Source organism: Ruegeria sp. AA6 (assembly GCF_056542865.1).
In genome coordinates this window covers 1-15,866 of sequence record NZ_JBQGAN010000010.1, presented here as the reverse complement: position 1 = coordinate 15,866, position 15,866 = coordinate 1, and the positions used below count along the sequence as shown (strand labels likewise).

The 15,866-nt window shown below is 60.5% G+C and carries 16 protein-coding genes; 8 read left to right on the top strand and 8 right to left on the bottom strand.

Going from position 1 to position 15,866, the window contains the following annotated elements; genetic code table 11:
- Positions 1-2: 2 nt before the first annotated feature.
- Entirely contained in the window at positions 3-413 is a 411-nt protein-coding gene (locus tag ACR0LN_RS13110; protein ID WP_480430183.1) for a nuclear transport factor 2 family protein, read from the bottom strand.
- Between the two features lie 97 nt (positions 414-510).
- Between ACR0LN_RS13110 and ACR0LN_RS13105 the strand changes: the two genes are divergently transcribed.
- Positions 511-1,158: an RluA family pseudouridine synthase gene (locus ACR0LN_RS13105; protein WP_480430182.1), complete on the top strand. Its 648-nt coding sequence runs from the start codon at positions 511-513 to the stop codon at positions 1,156-1,158.
- A gap of 3 nt (positions 1,159-1,161) precedes the next feature.
- Here the strand turns inward: ACR0LN_RS13105 and ACR0LN_RS13100 are convergent, their stop codons facing one another.
- Positions 1,162-1,347, bottom strand: a complete 186-nt coding sequence (locus tag ACR0LN_RS13100) for a hypothetical protein (protein WP_480430181.1) — start codon at positions 1,345-1,347, stop codon at positions 1,162-1,164.
- Positions 1,348-1,449: 102 nt separating this feature from the next.
- Here ACR0LN_RS13100 and ACR0LN_RS13095 point away from each other — a divergent pair, with 102 nt between their 5' ends.
- The 4 genes from ACR0LN_RS13095 to ACR0LN_RS13080 all read left to right on the top strand — a co-directional run bounded on the left by ACR0LN_RS13095 (position 1,450) and on the right by ACR0LN_RS13080 (position 4,423).
- Positions 1,450-2,142, top strand: a complete 693-nt coding sequence (locus tag ACR0LN_RS13095; protein ID WP_480430179.1) for a helix-turn-helix transcriptional regulator — start codon at positions 1,450-1,452, stop codon at positions 2,140-2,142.
- Between the two features lie 118 nt (positions 2,143-2,260).
- The gene (locus ACR0LN_RS13090) at positions 2,261-2,932 is read left to right on the top strand and encodes a YiaD family glycine zipper/OmpA-like lipoprotein (RefSeq protein WP_480430177.1); all 672 of its coding nucleotides are present in this window, start codon (positions 2,261-2,263) and stop codon (positions 2,930-2,932) included.
- 112 nt (positions 2,933-3,044) lie between these two features.
- Positions 3,045-3,587, top strand: coding sequence for an NADPH-dependent FMN reductase (locus ACR0LN_RS13085; RefSeq protein ID WP_480430176.1), 543 nt, complete (start codon positions 3,045-3,047; stop codon positions 3,585-3,587).
- A gap of 38 nt (positions 3,588-3,625) precedes the next feature.
- Positions 3,626-4,423: an HTD2 family dehydratase gene (locus ACR0LN_RS13080; RefSeq protein ID WP_480430174.1), complete on the top strand. Its 798-nt coding sequence runs from the start codon at positions 3,626-3,628 to the stop codon at positions 4,421-4,423.
- Here ACR0LN_RS13080 and ACR0LN_RS13075 read toward each other — a convergent pair.
- Positions 4,415-5,455: an NAD(P)/FAD-dependent oxidoreductase gene (locus tag ACR0LN_RS13075; RefSeq protein WP_480430173.1), complete on the bottom strand. Its 1,041-nt coding sequence runs from the start codon at positions 5,453-5,455 to the stop codon at positions 4,415-4,417. The two genes, ACR0LN_RS13080 and ACR0LN_RS13075, sit on opposite strands and share 9 nt — an antisense overlap.
- A gap of 49 nt (positions 5,456-5,504) precedes the next feature.
- Here ACR0LN_RS13075 and mnmC2 point away from each other — a divergent pair, with 49 nt between their 5' ends.
- Together mnmC2 and ACR0LN_RS13065 are read left to right on the top strand one after the other, a co-directional pair.
- Positions 5,505-6,170: a tRNA (5-methylaminomethyl-2-thiouridine)(34)-methyltransferase MnmC2 gene (gene mnmC2, locus ACR0LN_RS13070; RefSeq protein ID WP_480430171.1), complete on the top strand. Its 666-nt coding sequence runs from the start codon at positions 5,505-5,507 to the stop codon at positions 6,168-6,170.
- Positions 6,167-7,036, top strand: a complete 870-nt coding sequence (locus ACR0LN_RS13065; protein ID WP_480430170.1) for a DMT family transporter — start codon at positions 6,167-6,169, stop codon at positions 7,034-7,036. The genes mnmC2 and ACR0LN_RS13065 overlap by 4 nt, the downstream gene beginning before the upstream one ends.
- On the opposite strand, the gene ACR0LN_RS13060 is transcribed toward ACR0LN_RS13065, so the two are convergent.
- Positions 7,010-8,974, bottom strand: a complete 1,965-nt coding sequence (locus ACR0LN_RS13060) for a lytic transglycosylase domain-containing protein (protein WP_480430168.1) — start codon at positions 8,972-8,974, stop codon at positions 7,010-7,012. The two genes, ACR0LN_RS13065 and ACR0LN_RS13060, sit on opposite strands and share 27 nt — an antisense overlap.
- A gap of 134 nt (positions 8,975-9,108) precedes the next feature.
- Here ACR0LN_RS13060 and dapA point away from each other — a divergent pair, with 134 nt between their 5' ends.
- Positions 9,109-9,981, top strand: a complete 873-nt coding sequence (gene dapA, locus ACR0LN_RS13055) for a 4-hydroxy-tetrahydrodipicolinate synthase (protein ID WP_480430166.1) — start codon at positions 9,109-9,111, stop codon at positions 9,979-9,981.
- 131 nt (positions 9,982-10,112) lie between these two features.
- Here the strand turns inward: dapA and ACR0LN_RS13050 are convergent, their stop codons facing one another.
- The 4 genes from ACR0LN_RS13050 to pta form a co-directional block, all read right to left on the bottom strand.
- Positions 10,113-11,000, bottom strand: a complete 888-nt coding sequence (locus tag ACR0LN_RS13050) for a dimethyl sulfoxide reductase anchor subunit family protein (protein WP_480430165.1) — start codon at positions 10,998-11,000, stop codon at positions 10,113-10,115.
- Complete coding sequence (locus ACR0LN_RS13045) at positions 11,000-11,749, bottom strand: 4Fe-4S dicluster domain-containing protein (protein ID WP_480430164.1); 750 nt, start codon at positions 11,747-11,749, stop codon at positions 11,000-11,002. Before ACR0LN_RS13045 ends, ACR0LN_RS13050 begins: the two co-directional genes overlap by 1 nt.
- 109 nt (positions 11,750-11,858) lie before the next feature.
- Complete coding sequence (locus ACR0LN_RS13040; protein ID WP_480430163.1) at positions 11,859-14,672, bottom strand: molybdopterin oxidoreductase family protein; 2,814 nt, start codon at positions 14,670-14,672, stop codon at positions 11,859-11,861.
- 71 nt (positions 14,673-14,743) lie between these two features.
- On the bottom strand, positions 14,744-15,766 hold the full coding sequence (gene pta, locus ACR0LN_RS13035) for a phosphate acetyltransferase (RefSeq protein ID WP_480430161.1): 1,023 nt from the start codon (positions 15,764-15,766) through the stop codon (positions 14,744-14,746).
- Positions 15,767-15,866: the final 100 nt, after the last annotated feature.

Below are 15,866 nucleotides of genomic sequence, written 5' to 3'. Positions count from 1 at the left end.
GGTCAGGTCAGCGCGTTTTTGAATTCGAGGAAACGCGCGTCAGTCATGATGCGCGCCATCATAGCCTCGCGCAGGGCGTCGATGGTTTTAAGGGGGCGCATGACGACCTCGAAGTCCTGTATCAGGCCATCCGTGTTCAGGGTGATCAAGTCGACACCCACGGCGTCCAGGTCACCGACCTTGCACTGAAACTCCAGCGCCCAGTCCTTGGCCTCACCCATCACGCGACGATAGCGAAAATCCGTGAACACCTGCCCCACATGCCCCAGCACCGCCGCCACTGGCGCCCGCCCCGTCCAGGTGCTGTAGTATGTTGGTGGAGAAAACCGCACGTCTTCGGCCAGCAAATCTTGGATCAGGTTTTCATCGCCTTTGGCGACTACCTCCTGCATGCGTTCGATTGTGGGGTGCATGGTCTCTCCTTCCGCTTTGAAGGCAGAGTTGCTGAACCGTTTCGTTCAGGCAAGCCCGACGTTGCGGGAGGTCGCGCGCTGCGATAGGCAGGCGCGCATGAGCGAGACCTATGATCCCCCGATGACCCCCTTGGACGTGTTGCACGAAGATGCGCAGTTGATCGTGGTGAATAAACCCTCGGGATTGTTGTCGGTGCCGGGACGGGGCGAGCATCTGGCCGATTGCCTATTGAACCGGGTACAGGCGGTATTTCCGCAGGCGCTGCTGGTGCATCGGTTGGACCGGGATACCTCTGGTGTCATGGTTTTTGCCCAGACCCCCCATGCGCAGCGGCACCTGAGCATGCAATTCGAGAACCGCCAGACCCGCAAGACCTATGTGGCGCGTGTCTGGGGCAGGGTTGCCGAGAAGACTGGAACCGTCGATCTGCCGTTGATCGTGGATTGGCCCAACCGCCCCCGGCAGATGGTGTGCCATGAAACGGGCAAACAAGCCGTCACAGATTGGCGCGTGGTCAAATACGAAGGGGAGACGACGCGCGTGCGCTTGTTCCCCAAGACGGGCCGGTCGCATCAATTGCGGGTGCATATGCAGGCGCTGGGCCACCCTATCCTGGGTGACCCGTTCTATGCCGAAGGCCTGGCGCGGGACTTCCCGCGCCTGATGCTGCATTCTGAGGAATTGCGACTGAAAAGCCCCGAGGGCGGGGTTTCCATGAAGTTCCGCGCCAAAGCGGATTTCTGATCTTCAGGCCGTACTGGTCCACAGCATCTTCAGATTGCCCAGCGAGAACCGTTTTGTCCGTTTGGGCGGGGTGCAGGGTTGACGCGCGGCCATGATCTCGCGTTCGATCTCAAACGCGCGCAGGGTGTGGTCCTGTGCCCAGCGGTCCAGTTTCAGGGTCATCATCACGTGATTGTCGCGGCTTGGCATGGGTGATCTCCTTTCTATTGAGGCCCAGCTTTGCGCATCACTGCTGACACCGCGTTGTCAGGGGGGTGTGCTAGAGTGTCAGCAGATCAACCGGAGACCCCCATGCGCCGTTCCACCCGCCTGTTCGAGATCATCCAGATATTGCGTGCCGCCGATGCTCCGGTGACAGCCGAGGCGTTGGCCGAAAAGCTCGAAGTGTCGGCGCGCACGGTCTATCGCGATATCGCCGCCCTGCAAGCGCAGCGCACCCCGATTGAGGGCGAAGCCGGGATCGGATACCTGATGCGGCGCGGCTATGACTTGCCGCCTTTGAACTTTGACGCCGAGGAGGTCGAGGCGCTCTGGGTCGGTCTCTCGATGCTGGCCCGCACGGGCGACAGCACTTTGCAACAGGCCGCCAACCGTGTGTGCCGAAAGATCGAAGCATTGCGTGTGCCCGCCGATTGGCTGCAGGTCGCCCCATGGGGCGCGCCGTTGGATGACCCGGAAAAGGGGTGTGTCCCCGTGGTGAACTACCGCGAGGCTATTCGCAGCGAACGTAAGATCCGTATCACCTATGAGAACGCCCAGGGTGAACGGACCGAACGTGTTGTTCGCCCCGTGGCGCTGATCTATCACATCGAATGCACCATGCTGGTCGCGTGGTGCGAATTGCGGAACGGTTTTAGACATTTTCGCACCGATCGTATTTGGGCCTGCACGCTGACCGATGACCACTTTTGCGGGCAAGGAGAGCCCTTGCGTGCGATCTGGCAGGAACAGAACCACTGGGATGCAATAGCCGACGCGTCGTAAGCGGCGGGTATTCGCCTATTTCACCGGATTGTTGCTTGAGCCCGCCTGCGGGCACCGCGATATACTGCACCAAACAATACGCGTCCGGCGAACGGGCGCCGGAGCAGAAGGTGAAACCATGACGATTTCCAAGTTTGTTTTGTCCGCGGGGCTATGTTCGGCCGTATTTTTGGGCGCGTGTACCGATCCCGGCACACTGAATTTGCCTGCCGACCCTAACCAAAACACCAAACAGGGTGCGCTTTTGGGTGGTTTGGTCGGCGCTGGCGTCGGCGCGATCGCAAATGATTCCGACCCGTTGCTGGGCGCGCTGGCCGGTGGGGCCATCGGTGCAGCCGGCGGCGGTCTGGTTGGCAATCAGCTGGACAGGCAGGCGGCGGAACTGCGGCAGCAGCTGGCCAATGACGGTATCACGATCACCAACGCGGGCGACCGTCTGATCGTTACCGTCCCGAACGATATTTCCTTTGACACCGACAGCGCGACCGTGCGCCCGGCGCTGCGCGCTGATCTGGTGCGGGTGGGGCAGAACCTGACGAGGTACCCCAATTCGGACGTTCAGGTCATCGGCAATACCGACAGTGATGGTGAGGCATCTTATAATCAGGCCCTGTCCGAACGCCGTGCTCAGTCTGTGGCCGACATTCTTCAGGCCAATGGTGTCAGCAGCGCCCGGATTTCAACGATTGGTCTGGGTGAAGGCCGGCCAGCCGCCTCGAACCTGACGCCCGAGGGCAAGGCCCGGAACCGTCGGGTCGACATCGAGATCATCCCCAATGGTCGCACATAATAGGCAGGGCACCTTCGGGTGCCCTTTTTTGCACATTGACTGCGCGTCACTTGGCCTTTGGCACGCGCGCTGCTTGGGCTAGCTATTGAGAAACACCATAACGGAGTTCCCAATGTCCGAACCGATCCTACTGAGCCTATCAGGCTCATTGCGCCAAAACGCGACCAATCGAAAACTTCTGCGCGAGGCAGCGCGGTTGTTCGATCCCGGTACTCATATCGAGGCGGACCTGAACCTGCCGCTATACGATGGCGATCTGGAAAACGGCGAGGGCATTCCCGCAGCAGTCCAAACCCTGGCCGACCAGATCGCGCGGGCGCATGCGGTGATCATCTCGACCCCCGAATACAACAAAGGTCCGTCCGGGGTTCTGAAAAACGCACTGGACTGGGTCAGTCGGACCGATGGTCGCCCTTGGGCCGACAAGCCCGTGGCCGTGATGTCGGCGGCGGCGGGCCGCGCTGGTGGTGAGCGCGCGCAGATGGTGTTGCGCAGCTATATGGTGCCCTTCCAGCCGCGTATCTTGCAGGGGCCGGAAATTCATCTGGCCAACAGCTCGAACGAGTTTGACGAACAGGGGAAATTGACCAGCGACCGCTATGAAAGCAGCCTGCAGACCCTGATGGAAAAGCTTCGGGCCGAAGCGGGGTTCTAACGCTTGTTTGCTCGGCCCGGGCTGCCTAGTCTGCCGCCATGTCAGAAGAAGTTCAGACCGACGTAATGGACCCGGCCCGCGCCACAGCGCTGCAAGTGGCGCTGGGGCGGGATGTGTCGGTTGAGGCTGGCATGCCGCTGCCACCGTTTTTTCATCAACTGTATTTCTGGTCCCCTCACCCGCCGGAACAGTTGGGCCGGGATGGTCATCCGAAGGTCGGCGGCCTGATCCCCGACATGGGCCTACCCCGCCGTATGTGGGCAGGTGGGCGATTGGTGTTCAACGCCCCTCTAGTCGCCGGGCACGTGGCCGAGCGACGATCCACTTGCGAGGATGCAACTTCTAAGACTGGCCGAACCGGGCCGCTGGGGTTCGTTACACTGCGGCATGAAATCTGGCAGGGCGGTGCCCTGTGCCTGACTGAATGGCAGGATCTGGTCTATCGTCAGGATCCGGCTGCCGACGAGGTCAGACCGACCCCTCCAATGGCCCGCACCGATGAGACAGACCAGCGCGAGGCGACTTTCGGTTCCACCTTGCTATTTCGCTATTCTGCACTGACCTTCAACGGACACCGTATTCACTATGATCTGGATTACGCGCGCGATGTTGAAGGCTATGCCGGATTGGTGGTGCATGGCCCGCTATTGGCGCAGCTTCTGATGCTGTTTGCCAAAGACCTGATGGGGCCACTGGCGCAGTTTTCCTTTCGCGCGACCGCCCCATTGATGCATTTCGAAGCCGCGACCCTGTGCCGGGCTGGCCCTTCGCTTTGGGTGCGCGGGCCGGACGGCCGGCAGTGTATGACGGCTGAGGCTGTAGCCCAGTCAGAGTGACGCTTCGGGCCGGAATTCGTCTGGGATGGTATCGCGCCCTTCCAGAATCAGATCGGCCATGACCTCGGCCACTTTTGGGGCCATGCCAAAGCCGATCTTGAAGCCTCCGTTCGCAATGAACTGGCCTTTGTGCAGCGGATGCAGGCCCAACATTGGCGCGCGGCTTTTGCTGCGGGGGCGTACACCGGCCCATCTTTCGATTACTTCCGCGCCATGCAGCACCGGCACCGCGCGCATGGCGCGGTCCAAAACGTCGTCCAGCACTGCATCGGTGTTGGTTGGATCGTCGTAGTCTCGCTCTGATGTAGACCCGATCGCCAAGGTGCCATCCGCGTGGGGTACGAAGTGAATCGCGTCCGCGAACAGCTGCGGAACCTCACCCGCATCGAACCTCAGCAGCGCGGCTTGCCCTTTGACGCCGTTGCCCACGGTTTTTCCGAATGCGACGTTTAGTTCACGCAAGCCCGTCAGACCGGTGGCGTGGACGACCTGCCCTTTGTCCGGAGCATCCGTCATCACGTTGACCCCCATCACCGCCAGCGCCGAGACCAGCGCGGCACAGGCGCGACGCGGGTGCATGCGGGCGCTGAGCGTGTCGTGGATCACGAACCCGGTTGGGCTGGGTGGGCACCATGACCCCAGCGCGCCGGTCTTAACCACTCGCCATTCCGCGCGGCCCTGCCAGAGCTGGTCTGCGGTAACGGCACGGGCATGGGCAAGCTCAAGCGTGCGGGCGTCGGCGATAGGTTGCAACCGGCCCAGCCGCGCGTAGCCAGGGGAAACGCCGCCAGTGGCTTCGACCTGCGTCCAGAACGGTTCAGCCATGATCAGGCTGTCAAACTGTAAGGCCTTCTTGGCGTTCCAGTTCTCGGGCACATGGGGGGCAAGGGCGCCAACCAACCCTCCGCTGGACCCAGCGCCGGGGCCGAAGGGATCGACGATCTGTACCTTGGCACCGCGCCGGGCGCAGGTCCAGGCGATGGACAGGCCAAAGATGCCCGCGCCGCGCACCGTTACATCGACCATTGCCATTCCCCTTTTCCTTGTTCAGTGTCGCGCCGCTTAGCTACAGGATTCCCCGATGGCAGACCAGCGCGCCGAACTGACATGGACCGAGGATCAGATCCCAGTCTCGGATCGTTTCGACGATCCCTACTACTCGTTGCAAAACGGGCAGGAGGAAACGCGGCATGTGTTTCTGGCGGGCAATGATCTGCCTGCGCGTTTCGCGCCGGGGTTTCGCATTGCCGAACTGGGTTTTGGCACCGGACTGAATATGCTAACCGTCTGGGCCGAGTGGGAAAAATCTGGCCAGACCAGCCCATTGACCATTACCAGCTTCGAGGCTTTCCCGATGGCGCCGGACGATATGTCCCGCGCGCTGGCGGCTTTCCCTGAGTTGGCCCCTTGGAGCGAACGTTTTCTGGCAAAGTGGCAGGGAGGGGCATGCAATCTGGGCACCTTGCATCTTGAGGTCATCGAAGGGGATGCGCGCCAGACGTTACCTGTTTGGACCGGCAAGGCCGATGCGTGGTTTTTGGACGGGTTTTCACCGGCTAAAAACCCGGAACTGTGGGGCGCCGATTTGATGCAGCATGTGGCCGACCACACGGCCCAGGGCGGTACAGCGGCGACGTATACCGCCGCCGGGTTTGTCCGGCGCGGGCTGGAGGAGGCGGGCTTCACCGTCACCCGCACCCCCGGCTACGGACGAAAACGCCACATGACACGGGCGATCCGGGCATGACGCAGCAGAATAATGCGCGCGCGGGTATCGCGCTGATGATCGCCGCGACGGTTGTGTTTGCCGCACAGGACGGCATCTCGCGCTATCTGGCGGGGTCGTATAACACCTATATGGTCGTGATGATCCGCTACTGGTTCTTTGCGGCCTTTGTGGTCGCCATAGCCGCGCGTGCGCCCGGCGGTCTGAAAGCCGCGAAGCAAACCAGCCAGTTGGGTTTGCAGGTGTTTCGGGGCGTATTGCTCGCGGCCGAGATCTGCGTTGCCGTTTATGCCTTCACGGTGTTGGGGTTGATCGACAGCACGGCTGTTTTCATCTGCTACCCGCTTTTGGTCGCCGCCCTTAGCGGGCCGGTTCTGGGTGAAAAAGTCGGTTGGCGACGCTGGTCGGCGATTTGCGTCGGTTGCATCGGTGTTCTGGTCATGTTGCAGCCGGGTGCTGGCGTCTTCAATCCCTGGGCCGTCCTACCATTGCTGTCGGCGCTGATGTTTGCGGTCTACGCATTGCTGACGCGATATGTCGCCCGCAAAGACAGCGCTGTTACAAGTTTCTTCTGGACTGGCATTGCTGGGGCCGTGGCTATAACGCTTGTGGGGATGTGGTTCTGGGAACCGATGGTGCGCGCGGATTGGGTGTGGATGGCAGCGCTTTGCATCACCGGAGTAAGCGGCCATTGGTTGCTGATCAAATGCTATGAAAAGGCCGAGGCCAGCGCGGTGCAGCCCTTCGCCTATTTCCTTTTGATATGGACGTCCATTATCGGTCTGTCAGTCTTTGGCGAGGAGCTGCGACCAGAGGTAGTCCTGGGCGCAGTGCTTGTCGTCAGTGCGGGCCTGTTCACCTTATGGCGCGAACGACGCCAACGTTGACCCAACCAATTCCTGCGAGAACGGGATCGGCAGCGCGGGTTTGCCCAGCCGCGCGCGATAGACGGGCAGGCTTTCCGCCACCCGCATCACGTAGTTTCGGGTCTCGCTGAAGGGGATGGTTTCGATCCAGTCGACCACCTCGATCTCACCGGCGCGGGGGTCACCATACCGATCCATCCACGAAATCGGACGCCGCGGCCCGGCGTTATAGCCCGCCGCCATCATCACCACATTGCCGTTAAAGTTAGCGGCCAGACCCGAGAGGTAATTTGCGCCCAACTTGGCGTTGTACTGCCAGTCTCTGGTCAGGTTGGAGGTCTTGTGCCCACTGAGAATGCCCAGCTCTTTGGCCACAAGTTGTGCCGTAGCGGGCATCACCTGCATCAACCCACGCGCGCCGGCACCGCTGACCACCACAGGGTCGAACTCGCTCTCGCGGCGGGCGATCGCCAGTGTCATCTCTTTTGCCATCGGCAGACCCATATCTGCCACCGGATGCACCGGGTAATAGGCAGCGGGCAGAACAACGCCGGTTTTGGCCGCGCGTTTGGCGATCATGACGGCCAGATGCGGCTCTTTCAGTTCGACCACCAGATCGCCCAGCTGCGTGGCCTGCACCTGATCCAATTCCTCAACCAGATGGGTCAGGAAGCGCTCGGACAGATTATCTTCACCTGCACGCAACAACAGCAAACCAGCCTCCAGCACGCTGGAATCGGCGAACTCTGCCTGTTTCCAATGCGGTGCCCGGCGGGGATTAGCCAACTCAGTGTCAAAGGGTCGTCCGATCCGTTCGGCCGCCAACAATCCATAAAACGAGGTCTGATGATCGGCGCCTGTCGCGTACGCCTCATAGGCTTTGTCTGCGTCACCTTTTGCGGCATAGGCCCGGCCCAGCCAGTACCCGCCGCGTCCTTTCGAGATCGGTGACTGCACTGCGCCCGAGAAGTTCTGGAAATGCCGTACCGCCGTCGCGGGATCATTCAGCTTGCGCAGCGCAAGGAAACCGGCCAGCCACTCGAGGTCGGCATAGGCATAGCCCATTTCCGGCGTCATGTGGTGGTTGGCGGCGATCTGGTAAGCCCGGTTCGCACTGCCGTTGCGCATCTCAAGGCGGGCCAGACGGCGACGGCCCTCGGCCCATTTGTCCGGCTCGCCCAGGGCATCCGGCCCGGTCGAGCGCGCCAGCATCAGGTCAATCGCGCTGTCGTCCAGCTCTTTCTTGTCACGCCAGACAAACCGGTCAAAGGCCAACCCGGGCGAGTTGGCGACAGATTTCGGTACGGCGGAAACTTTGCCGTCGACACCAGGCTGACGTTTTTGCAAAGCAATGCGTGCCTCGGCCAGCTTGCGTTGATCTGTGCTGACCAGTGGCAGCATCTGCCCCGCGCTGACCAGATGATTGTCCCAAAGCATCCGGTCCAGTCTTGCCGCGTGGTGGGGCCTAAGAAGCTTGCCGAAATTCTCAAGATAATTCTTCTGGAGGCCCTTACCCATCGGCATTGTGCGCCATGCGGCCACAAGGTCGGCCTCGGCATCGCCCTGACGGCCCTTTGCCTTCAGCGCGACAGCATAGTTCAGTGCGCCTTCGGCGGTCTGTGGTGGCACCTCGGCATAAAACTTCAGAACCCGGTCGGGATCGGCCCCTGTAAAGGCAGGCTCGCTCTTGCGCCGCAACCACGCCAGACCCGGCCAATCCGCCCGACGATCCAGAAACACCAGCACATCACCAGAACTGCCAAACCCTTCGCGCAGCCAGTGCCAGACAATGATATCGCGGCTGACCGAGCCGCGCTGGCCTGACACCCGCAAGGCTTCATTCCAGTCGCCCTTGCGCATCTCATTCATACCGGCGCGCAGATCACCGACCGAGTCGGCCTGTGCTTGCCCGATTGACCCAAGAATCATTGCTATCAAAAGCGCCAGAACGCGTGTCATGCCTTGCATTTCCCAACCAACCAAGGATAGAGCCATTTAGGATAAACCTTGTGCCCACGGTATCAACTCACATCGCCATGAATGTGACGATCCTTGGGCACAAAAAACACAAACTGCACCCTAAGGAGCGTGTCATGTTCAAAGGCTCAATGCCAGCCCTCGTCACCCCGTTCACAAACGGCGAGTTGGACCTGAAGACGCTCAAACACTTGGTGGAATGGCAGATTCAGGAAGGCTCGACCGGGCTGGTTCCCGTGGGTACAACTGGCGAAAGCCCAACACTCAGCCACGAAGAGCACGAAACTGTCGTGGAAGAGGTTGTCAAAGCTGCAGGCGGTCGTGTGCCGGTTATCGCCGGTGCGGGGTCTAACAACACGGTCGAAGCGATCCGCTTTGTGCGATTCGCAGAAAAGATCGGTGCCGATGCGGCGCTGGTCGTGACGCCCTACTACAACAAGCCCACCCAAAAGGGGCTGATCACGCATTTCCGCGCGCTGCATGACTGCGCGGATATCCCAATCATCATCTACAACATCCCTGGCCGGTCGGTGATCGACATGACGCCGGATACCATGGGTGAACTGGCGCAGTTGCCGCGCATCGTGGGCGTCAAGGATGCCACCGGTGATCTGGCGCGGGTTAGCCAGCAACGCGCCTCCTGCGGGCCTGAGTTCTGCCAACTGTCGGGCGAGGATGCCACCGCACTGGGCTTCAACGCGCATGGTGGGGTCGGCTGTATCTCGGTCACAGCAAATGTGGCGCCAAAGCTATGCGCCGAGTTCCAGCAGGCAACACTGGCCGGTGACTATGCCAAAGCGCTGGAATACCAAGACCGCCTGATGCCACTGCACGAAGCGATCTTCATCGAACCGGGGTTGGTTGGTGCAAAATACGCGCTCAGCAAATTGGACCTGTGCAGCACCGAGGTTCGCTCGCCCTTGACCTCGCTGGAGGACAGCACCAAAGCTGCCATCGATGCTGCAATGGCGCATGCTGGCCTGATCTGAACGAAATCCCGAATTTAAAACGGGCGGCTACATCTCTGAGTGTCGCCCTTTTCCTTTTCAGGATCCCAACTTCATCTGGCCAAAATACCTCGGGGGAGTCGCGGCTTGCCGCGGCGGCGGCAGAGCCCCCTTCACCGTTTCCCGTAATACAGGCCGACGACGTGTTCTGCCTGTGCGAAGAACAGCCAGCGCGACACCACCACACCGGTCAGATGCGATAGCACCGCGAGCAGAGCCAATATGTGCTTGATCGCAACCCCCGAGACCGGGATCAGGATCAGCAGCAGGGGCAGGACAAACGCCAACCCAAAGGAAATCATGCGCAGTTTCTGTGCGTGTTTGCGTCCGACCACGTGGACAAATTCTCGCAACAGATAGTTGGTTCCCGTATGCGGTGGCTCAAAAGCCCGGACGGCTCCTCGGCCTCCTAAACCAGTGGCGGTGCCCAGATTGGTGCCGGACCGGGCCAGGGCTCCGTCGCCCTTCGCCCAATAGGCAAGCTGAACAGCACCGGCAATGGCCAGCAACCACGGTGCCAGTGCTTCGGCCCCGGAAAAAAGCGCACCACCGGCCAGGCTGAAGGACAGGAACATTGCCGGGGTCAGGTTCATATTCCAGCGCGGGATGGTCTTGAGTTGGGTGTAGATCATCGACGTGGTGAACACGGTAGCAAGGCTGAGGATCGCGCCGAGCCAACCGAAGATTGCCCAGTGGCTGCCCGCGAACACGGCTCCAAGCGCGTAGAGGCCCATGATAAGTAACGCAGCAACAGCGCAAACCCCTTCGCGGCTAAGCCAACTGGATTTCCACTGGCTAAAGGCTTTCCAAGCGCGTTCGGGATGCCCCAGGTGAAAGGTCGAGGCCAGCAGCCCGCCAACCGCCAGCGCATAGGCGATGACGTAGAAGACGAACGCGACAAAGCCGGTCACTGCGGGTTGGCCGAGGCCAAGGAAAAACAGCAGTCCAAAACCAAGCCCGGAAAAGGTGGTGAAGATGATGACAGAAGGGGCCGGATGCATCAGAGCTTCTCCAGAGTTTTGTCGAGCCAGCCGAGGAAGCCTTTGGGTTCTTCGGCAACCGGGGCCAGCAGCGGGGCCAGAATGTCGATTTGGTCCTCAATTTGATCCTTGGGCCGGGGCGGCAGGTATTTGTTGACGGGTTTGGTGCCCATTTCGGGCATCAGATCCATGCCTTCGCGTTCGGCCACCAGTTTGTTGACGTCGCTGTTGGGGTCGCCAAGGTCTCCGAAGTGACGCGCGCCTGCCGGACAGGTGCGCACGCAGGAGGGGACGCGATCCACCTCGGGCAGGTTTTCGTTGTAGATGCGATCGACGCAGAGGGTGCATTTCTTCATCACGCCTTCTGCCACGTCCAGTTCCCGCGCGCCGTATGGGCAGGACCAGGCGCAGAGACCGCAGCCGATGCAGTCGCTTTCGTTGACCAGAACTATGCCGTCTTCGACCCGCTTGTAGCTGGCCCCCGTTGGGCAAACGGTCACGCATGGGGCGTCTTCGCAATGCAGGCAGGATTTGGGGAAGTGGATCAGTTGGGCGTGACCCTCGGCTGGTGTGACCTCGTAAGAATGCACACGGTTCAGGAAGGTGCCCGACGGGTTGCCGCCATAGGCGTCCTGATCAGAAAGGGGTGCGCCGTAGTTTTCGGTATTCCAGCCTTTGCACGAGATCACGCAGGCATGGCAACCGACACAGGTATCCAGGTCGATGACCAGACCCATTTTGCGCTCGGTGGATTGGGGGAGTTGCGTCATGTCAGGGTGCCTCCGCTTTGGTGGGCGGGGCAGGGGGCCAGCCCCCTCTTGAGCCTGCGGCTCAATTCACCCCCGAGGTATTTATGGCCAGATGAAGTGCGGATCCGGGTCATTTGCCGACCTTCCATGCGAGGTCTTTCGGACCGGTGCCCACAGGTGATTTGATCGGTGCAAATTCGGGCTGGCTTTCGGCATCGCTGGGGGCTTCGGCTTTTTCGATTTTGACTTTCAGGTCGAACCATGCGGCCTGCCCGGTGATCGGGTCCGAATTGGCCCAGCGTTGTCCATCGCCTTTGGGTGGAAGCAATTCGTGGATTAAGTGGTTGAGAAGGAAGCCTTTGGTCGCTTCTGGCGCATCCTCTTGCAAAGCCCATGCGCCCTTGCGTTTGCCAATCGCGTTCCAGGTCCAGACGGTGTTTTCGTTCAGCGCAGCCATCTCCATAACCGGAACGGTGATTTCCCCGTGCGGAGACGTGACCTTGGCCCAGTCGCCGTCCTGCAGCCCGTGTTCGCGCATCAGTTTGGACGGGACATAAAGCGGGTTACGCCCGTGCAGTTGGCGCAGCCACGCGTTCTGGGTGCCCCAGCTGTGATACATGGCCATCGGGCGCTGGGTCAGCGCGTTGACGGTGAAGCCTTCGTTGCCCTGCTGGTCGGTTTCATACCAGATCGGCAGCGGGTCCATCGTGTCTTTGATGCGTTGGCGCAGATGCTCGGGCGGTTGGCGTTTTCCGTGCCCTTCGGCAGCCAGTTGGAATTTGCGCATCGGCTCGGAATAAAGCTGGAACAGGTAGGGTTGCGGGCTGTCATAAATCCCCATCCCCACGGCCCAATCCTGATATGCCGTATTCCATGGTTTGTAGTAATCTGCGCCTTCGGGGATGTGCGCGACGTAGAAGCCGCCGTTTTCGATATAGCGGTTCAATTGGTCCGGGTTGACCTCTCCGCGCCCTTCCTTGTCACCGTTTTCACCCCGGAAGCCGGCCAGAGGGCCGATGCCCGGCTTTCGCTGGTGGTTGACGATATAGTCGGCGTAGTCCTTCCACTTGGGCGTGCCATCTTCGTTGGTGAAACCCGGCAGGCTCATGCGGTTGGCGAGTTCGATCAGAACCGACTGGAACCCGCGCACATCGCGGTCGGGCTCGATCACCGGCCAGCGGATCGCGTCGGCGGCAGCATCAGCCTCGCAGATCGGGCGGTCCAGCAGCGAGATGCAGTCGTGCCTTTCCAGATAGGTGGTATCGGGCAGGATCAGGTCGGCATAGGCCACCATTTCCGAGGAATAGGCATCGGAATAGATGATCTTGGGGATGACGTATTTGCCGTCCTCGTTACGGGCCGTCAGCATCTCCATCACGCCCTTGGTGTTCATGGACGAGTTCCAAGACATGTTCGCCATGTACATGAACAGCGTGTCGATCTTGTATGGATCGCCCGCAGCAGCGTTCGAGATCACCATATGCATCAGCCCGTGGGCCGACATCGGGTTTTCCCAGGTGAATGCTTTGTCGATGCGCTGCGGCGTACCACAGTCGTCGATAAGCAGGTCTTCGGGGCCACGCACAAATCCCAGGTGCGGACCTTCCAACGGGCGCCCGGGCCTACGGTCACCGTGAGGGCTGGGGTGGGCTTCAATCGGTTTGGGGTAGGGCGGTTTGAAGCGGAAGCCGCCGGGGACCTCGACCGTGCCCAGCAGGATCTGCAGGACGTGCAACGCACGGCAGGTCTGGAAGCCGTTGGCATGGGCTGAGATGCCGCGCATGGCGTGGAAGCTGACCGGGCGGCCGGTCATTTTCGAGTGCTTTTCCCCCCGGAAATCGGTCCATTCGTGGTCCAGTTCGATGGCCTCATCAAAGGCCACACGGGCAATTTCGGCGGCGATGGCACGGATGCGTTTCGCGGGAATGCCGCAGCGCTCTGCCACGGATTCGGGGGCGTGATCGTCAGAGAGGTACTTCTCGGCCATCAGGTGGAAGACCGGACGATGAGTGACGCCGTCCTTTTCGTAGGTGGCTGACAGGTCCGGGCGGACGCCGGGTTTGTCAAATGCGGTTGGCTTACCCGTGACGCGGTCGATGACCAGAGGCTTGCCATCGGCGTCGCGTAGGAACAGACCCTTTTCGGGACCGTCGGCTGCATTCACCAGAACCGGCGCGTTGGTGTAGCGGCTGAGGTAGTCCAGATCGATCTTACCCGCCTTCATCAGCACGTGGATCAGAGACAAGATGAACAGACCATCGGTGCCGGGTGTAATCCCGACCCAGTCATCGGCGACAGCGTTATAGCCAGAGCGGATCGGATTCACCCCGATCACCCGCGCGCCGCGCGCCTTGATCTTGCCGATGCCCATCTTGATCGGGTTGCTGTCATGGTCCTCGGCCACGCCGAACAGCATGAACAGTTTTGTGTGGTCCCAATCGGGTTGTCCGAACTCCCAGAAGGCGCCGCCCATTGTGTAGATTCCGCCCGCCGCCATATTGACGGAACAAAACCCGCCATGTGCGGCATAGTTCGGAGTACCAAAATTCTGTGCCCAGAATGACGTGAAGCTCTGGCTCTGATCGCGACCGGTGAAAAACGCCAGTTTTTGCGGCGCAGTCTCGTGCAACTCGTTCAGCCAGCCGACGGCGGTGCTGATCGCCTCATCCCATTCGATCTCGCGAAATTCACCCGAACCGCGTGGACCGACTCGGCGCAGGGGCTTGCGCAGGCGGGATGGTGCATTGACCTGCATAATCCCGGCACTGCCCTTGGCGCAAAGAACACCCTTGTTCACCGGATGGTCGCGGTTGCCTTCGATATAAGCGACCTTGCCGTCCTTCATGTGGACGTTGATGCCGCAACGACAGGCACACATGTAGCACGTAGTTTTCCGGACCTCGTCCGAGACCTTAGGCGATGTGTCGATAACGGGCTGGTTCATGGGAGTCCCTTTTGCTGGTTATCAGACCCTTCTGGCATTCCGGTCAGGTCGAAATTGTATTTTGACCGGCTTTACCCGGTTTTTTCTTGTGTCTCAGTGTGTTGTGCCTGAACCGCTGTCACGGCGATCATATGCAGCACATCATCGGCTGAACAGCCGCGTGACAGGTCGTTTGCGGGTTTCGCCAACCCTTGCAGAACCGGCCCGATGGCCTCGGCCCCTCCTATGCGCTGCGCGATCTTGTAGCCAAGATTGCCAGCGTCGAGATTTGGGAACACAAATACATTGGCCTTCCCTTCCAGCGGCGAGTTTTTGGCCTTCTTGCTTGCCACCTCAGGTACGTAAGCGGCATCGAACTGCAGTTCTCCGTCGATCAACAGGTGTGGGCTGGCGGCTTTGGCGATACGGGTGGCCTCGACCACCTTTGACACTTTGGGGTGGTTGGCACTGCCGCTGGTCGAGAAGGACAGCATTGCAACGCGTGGCTCGTGACTTGTCAGCGCATGGTAGGACGCGGCAGAGGCCTGTGCGATCTCGGCCAGTTCCCGTTCGTCGGGATCGACGACCAGACCGCAATCGGCAAATATGTGGGCGCCCTGAACCGCGTGATGGTCGCGGTCGTAGATCATCAGAAAGAAGCTGGACACCATATGGGCGTTTGGAGCCTTGCCAATGATCTGCAAAGCGGCGCGCACGGTATCTGATGTGGTTTCGACCGCACCCCCAACCGTACCGTCAGCCAGTCCCAGATGCACCAACATCGCGGCATAGTTCAGGCGGTTCCGGATCAGCTTCTGCGCATTTTCGGGCGTCATGCCCTTGTGCTTGCGCAGCTCATAATAGGCCGAGGCAAACCGATCCGTATGGGGGGACGTGGTCGGATCGTGAATCTCGATCCCGTCAACGTCTGCTCCGCCCTTCTCGGCCAGCAGAGCTGCCACTTGCGCGTGATCGCCGACAAGGATGATTTCGGCGGCGTTCTCGGCACGCGCTTTAAGCGCACCTTCTACAACACGTGGATCATCGCCCTCGGAAAGGGCGATGATCTTTTTGGAACTGGTCGCAGCCCCAAGAATTTGATGCAGGGGCTTCACTGCGATCAGGCCTCGACCTGCGGTGTCATGTCTGCGGCGTCGACGCCTGCGACGGCGACGGGTTTTTTCATGGCGTCGCGGCGGAAGGGTTCGCCCAGTT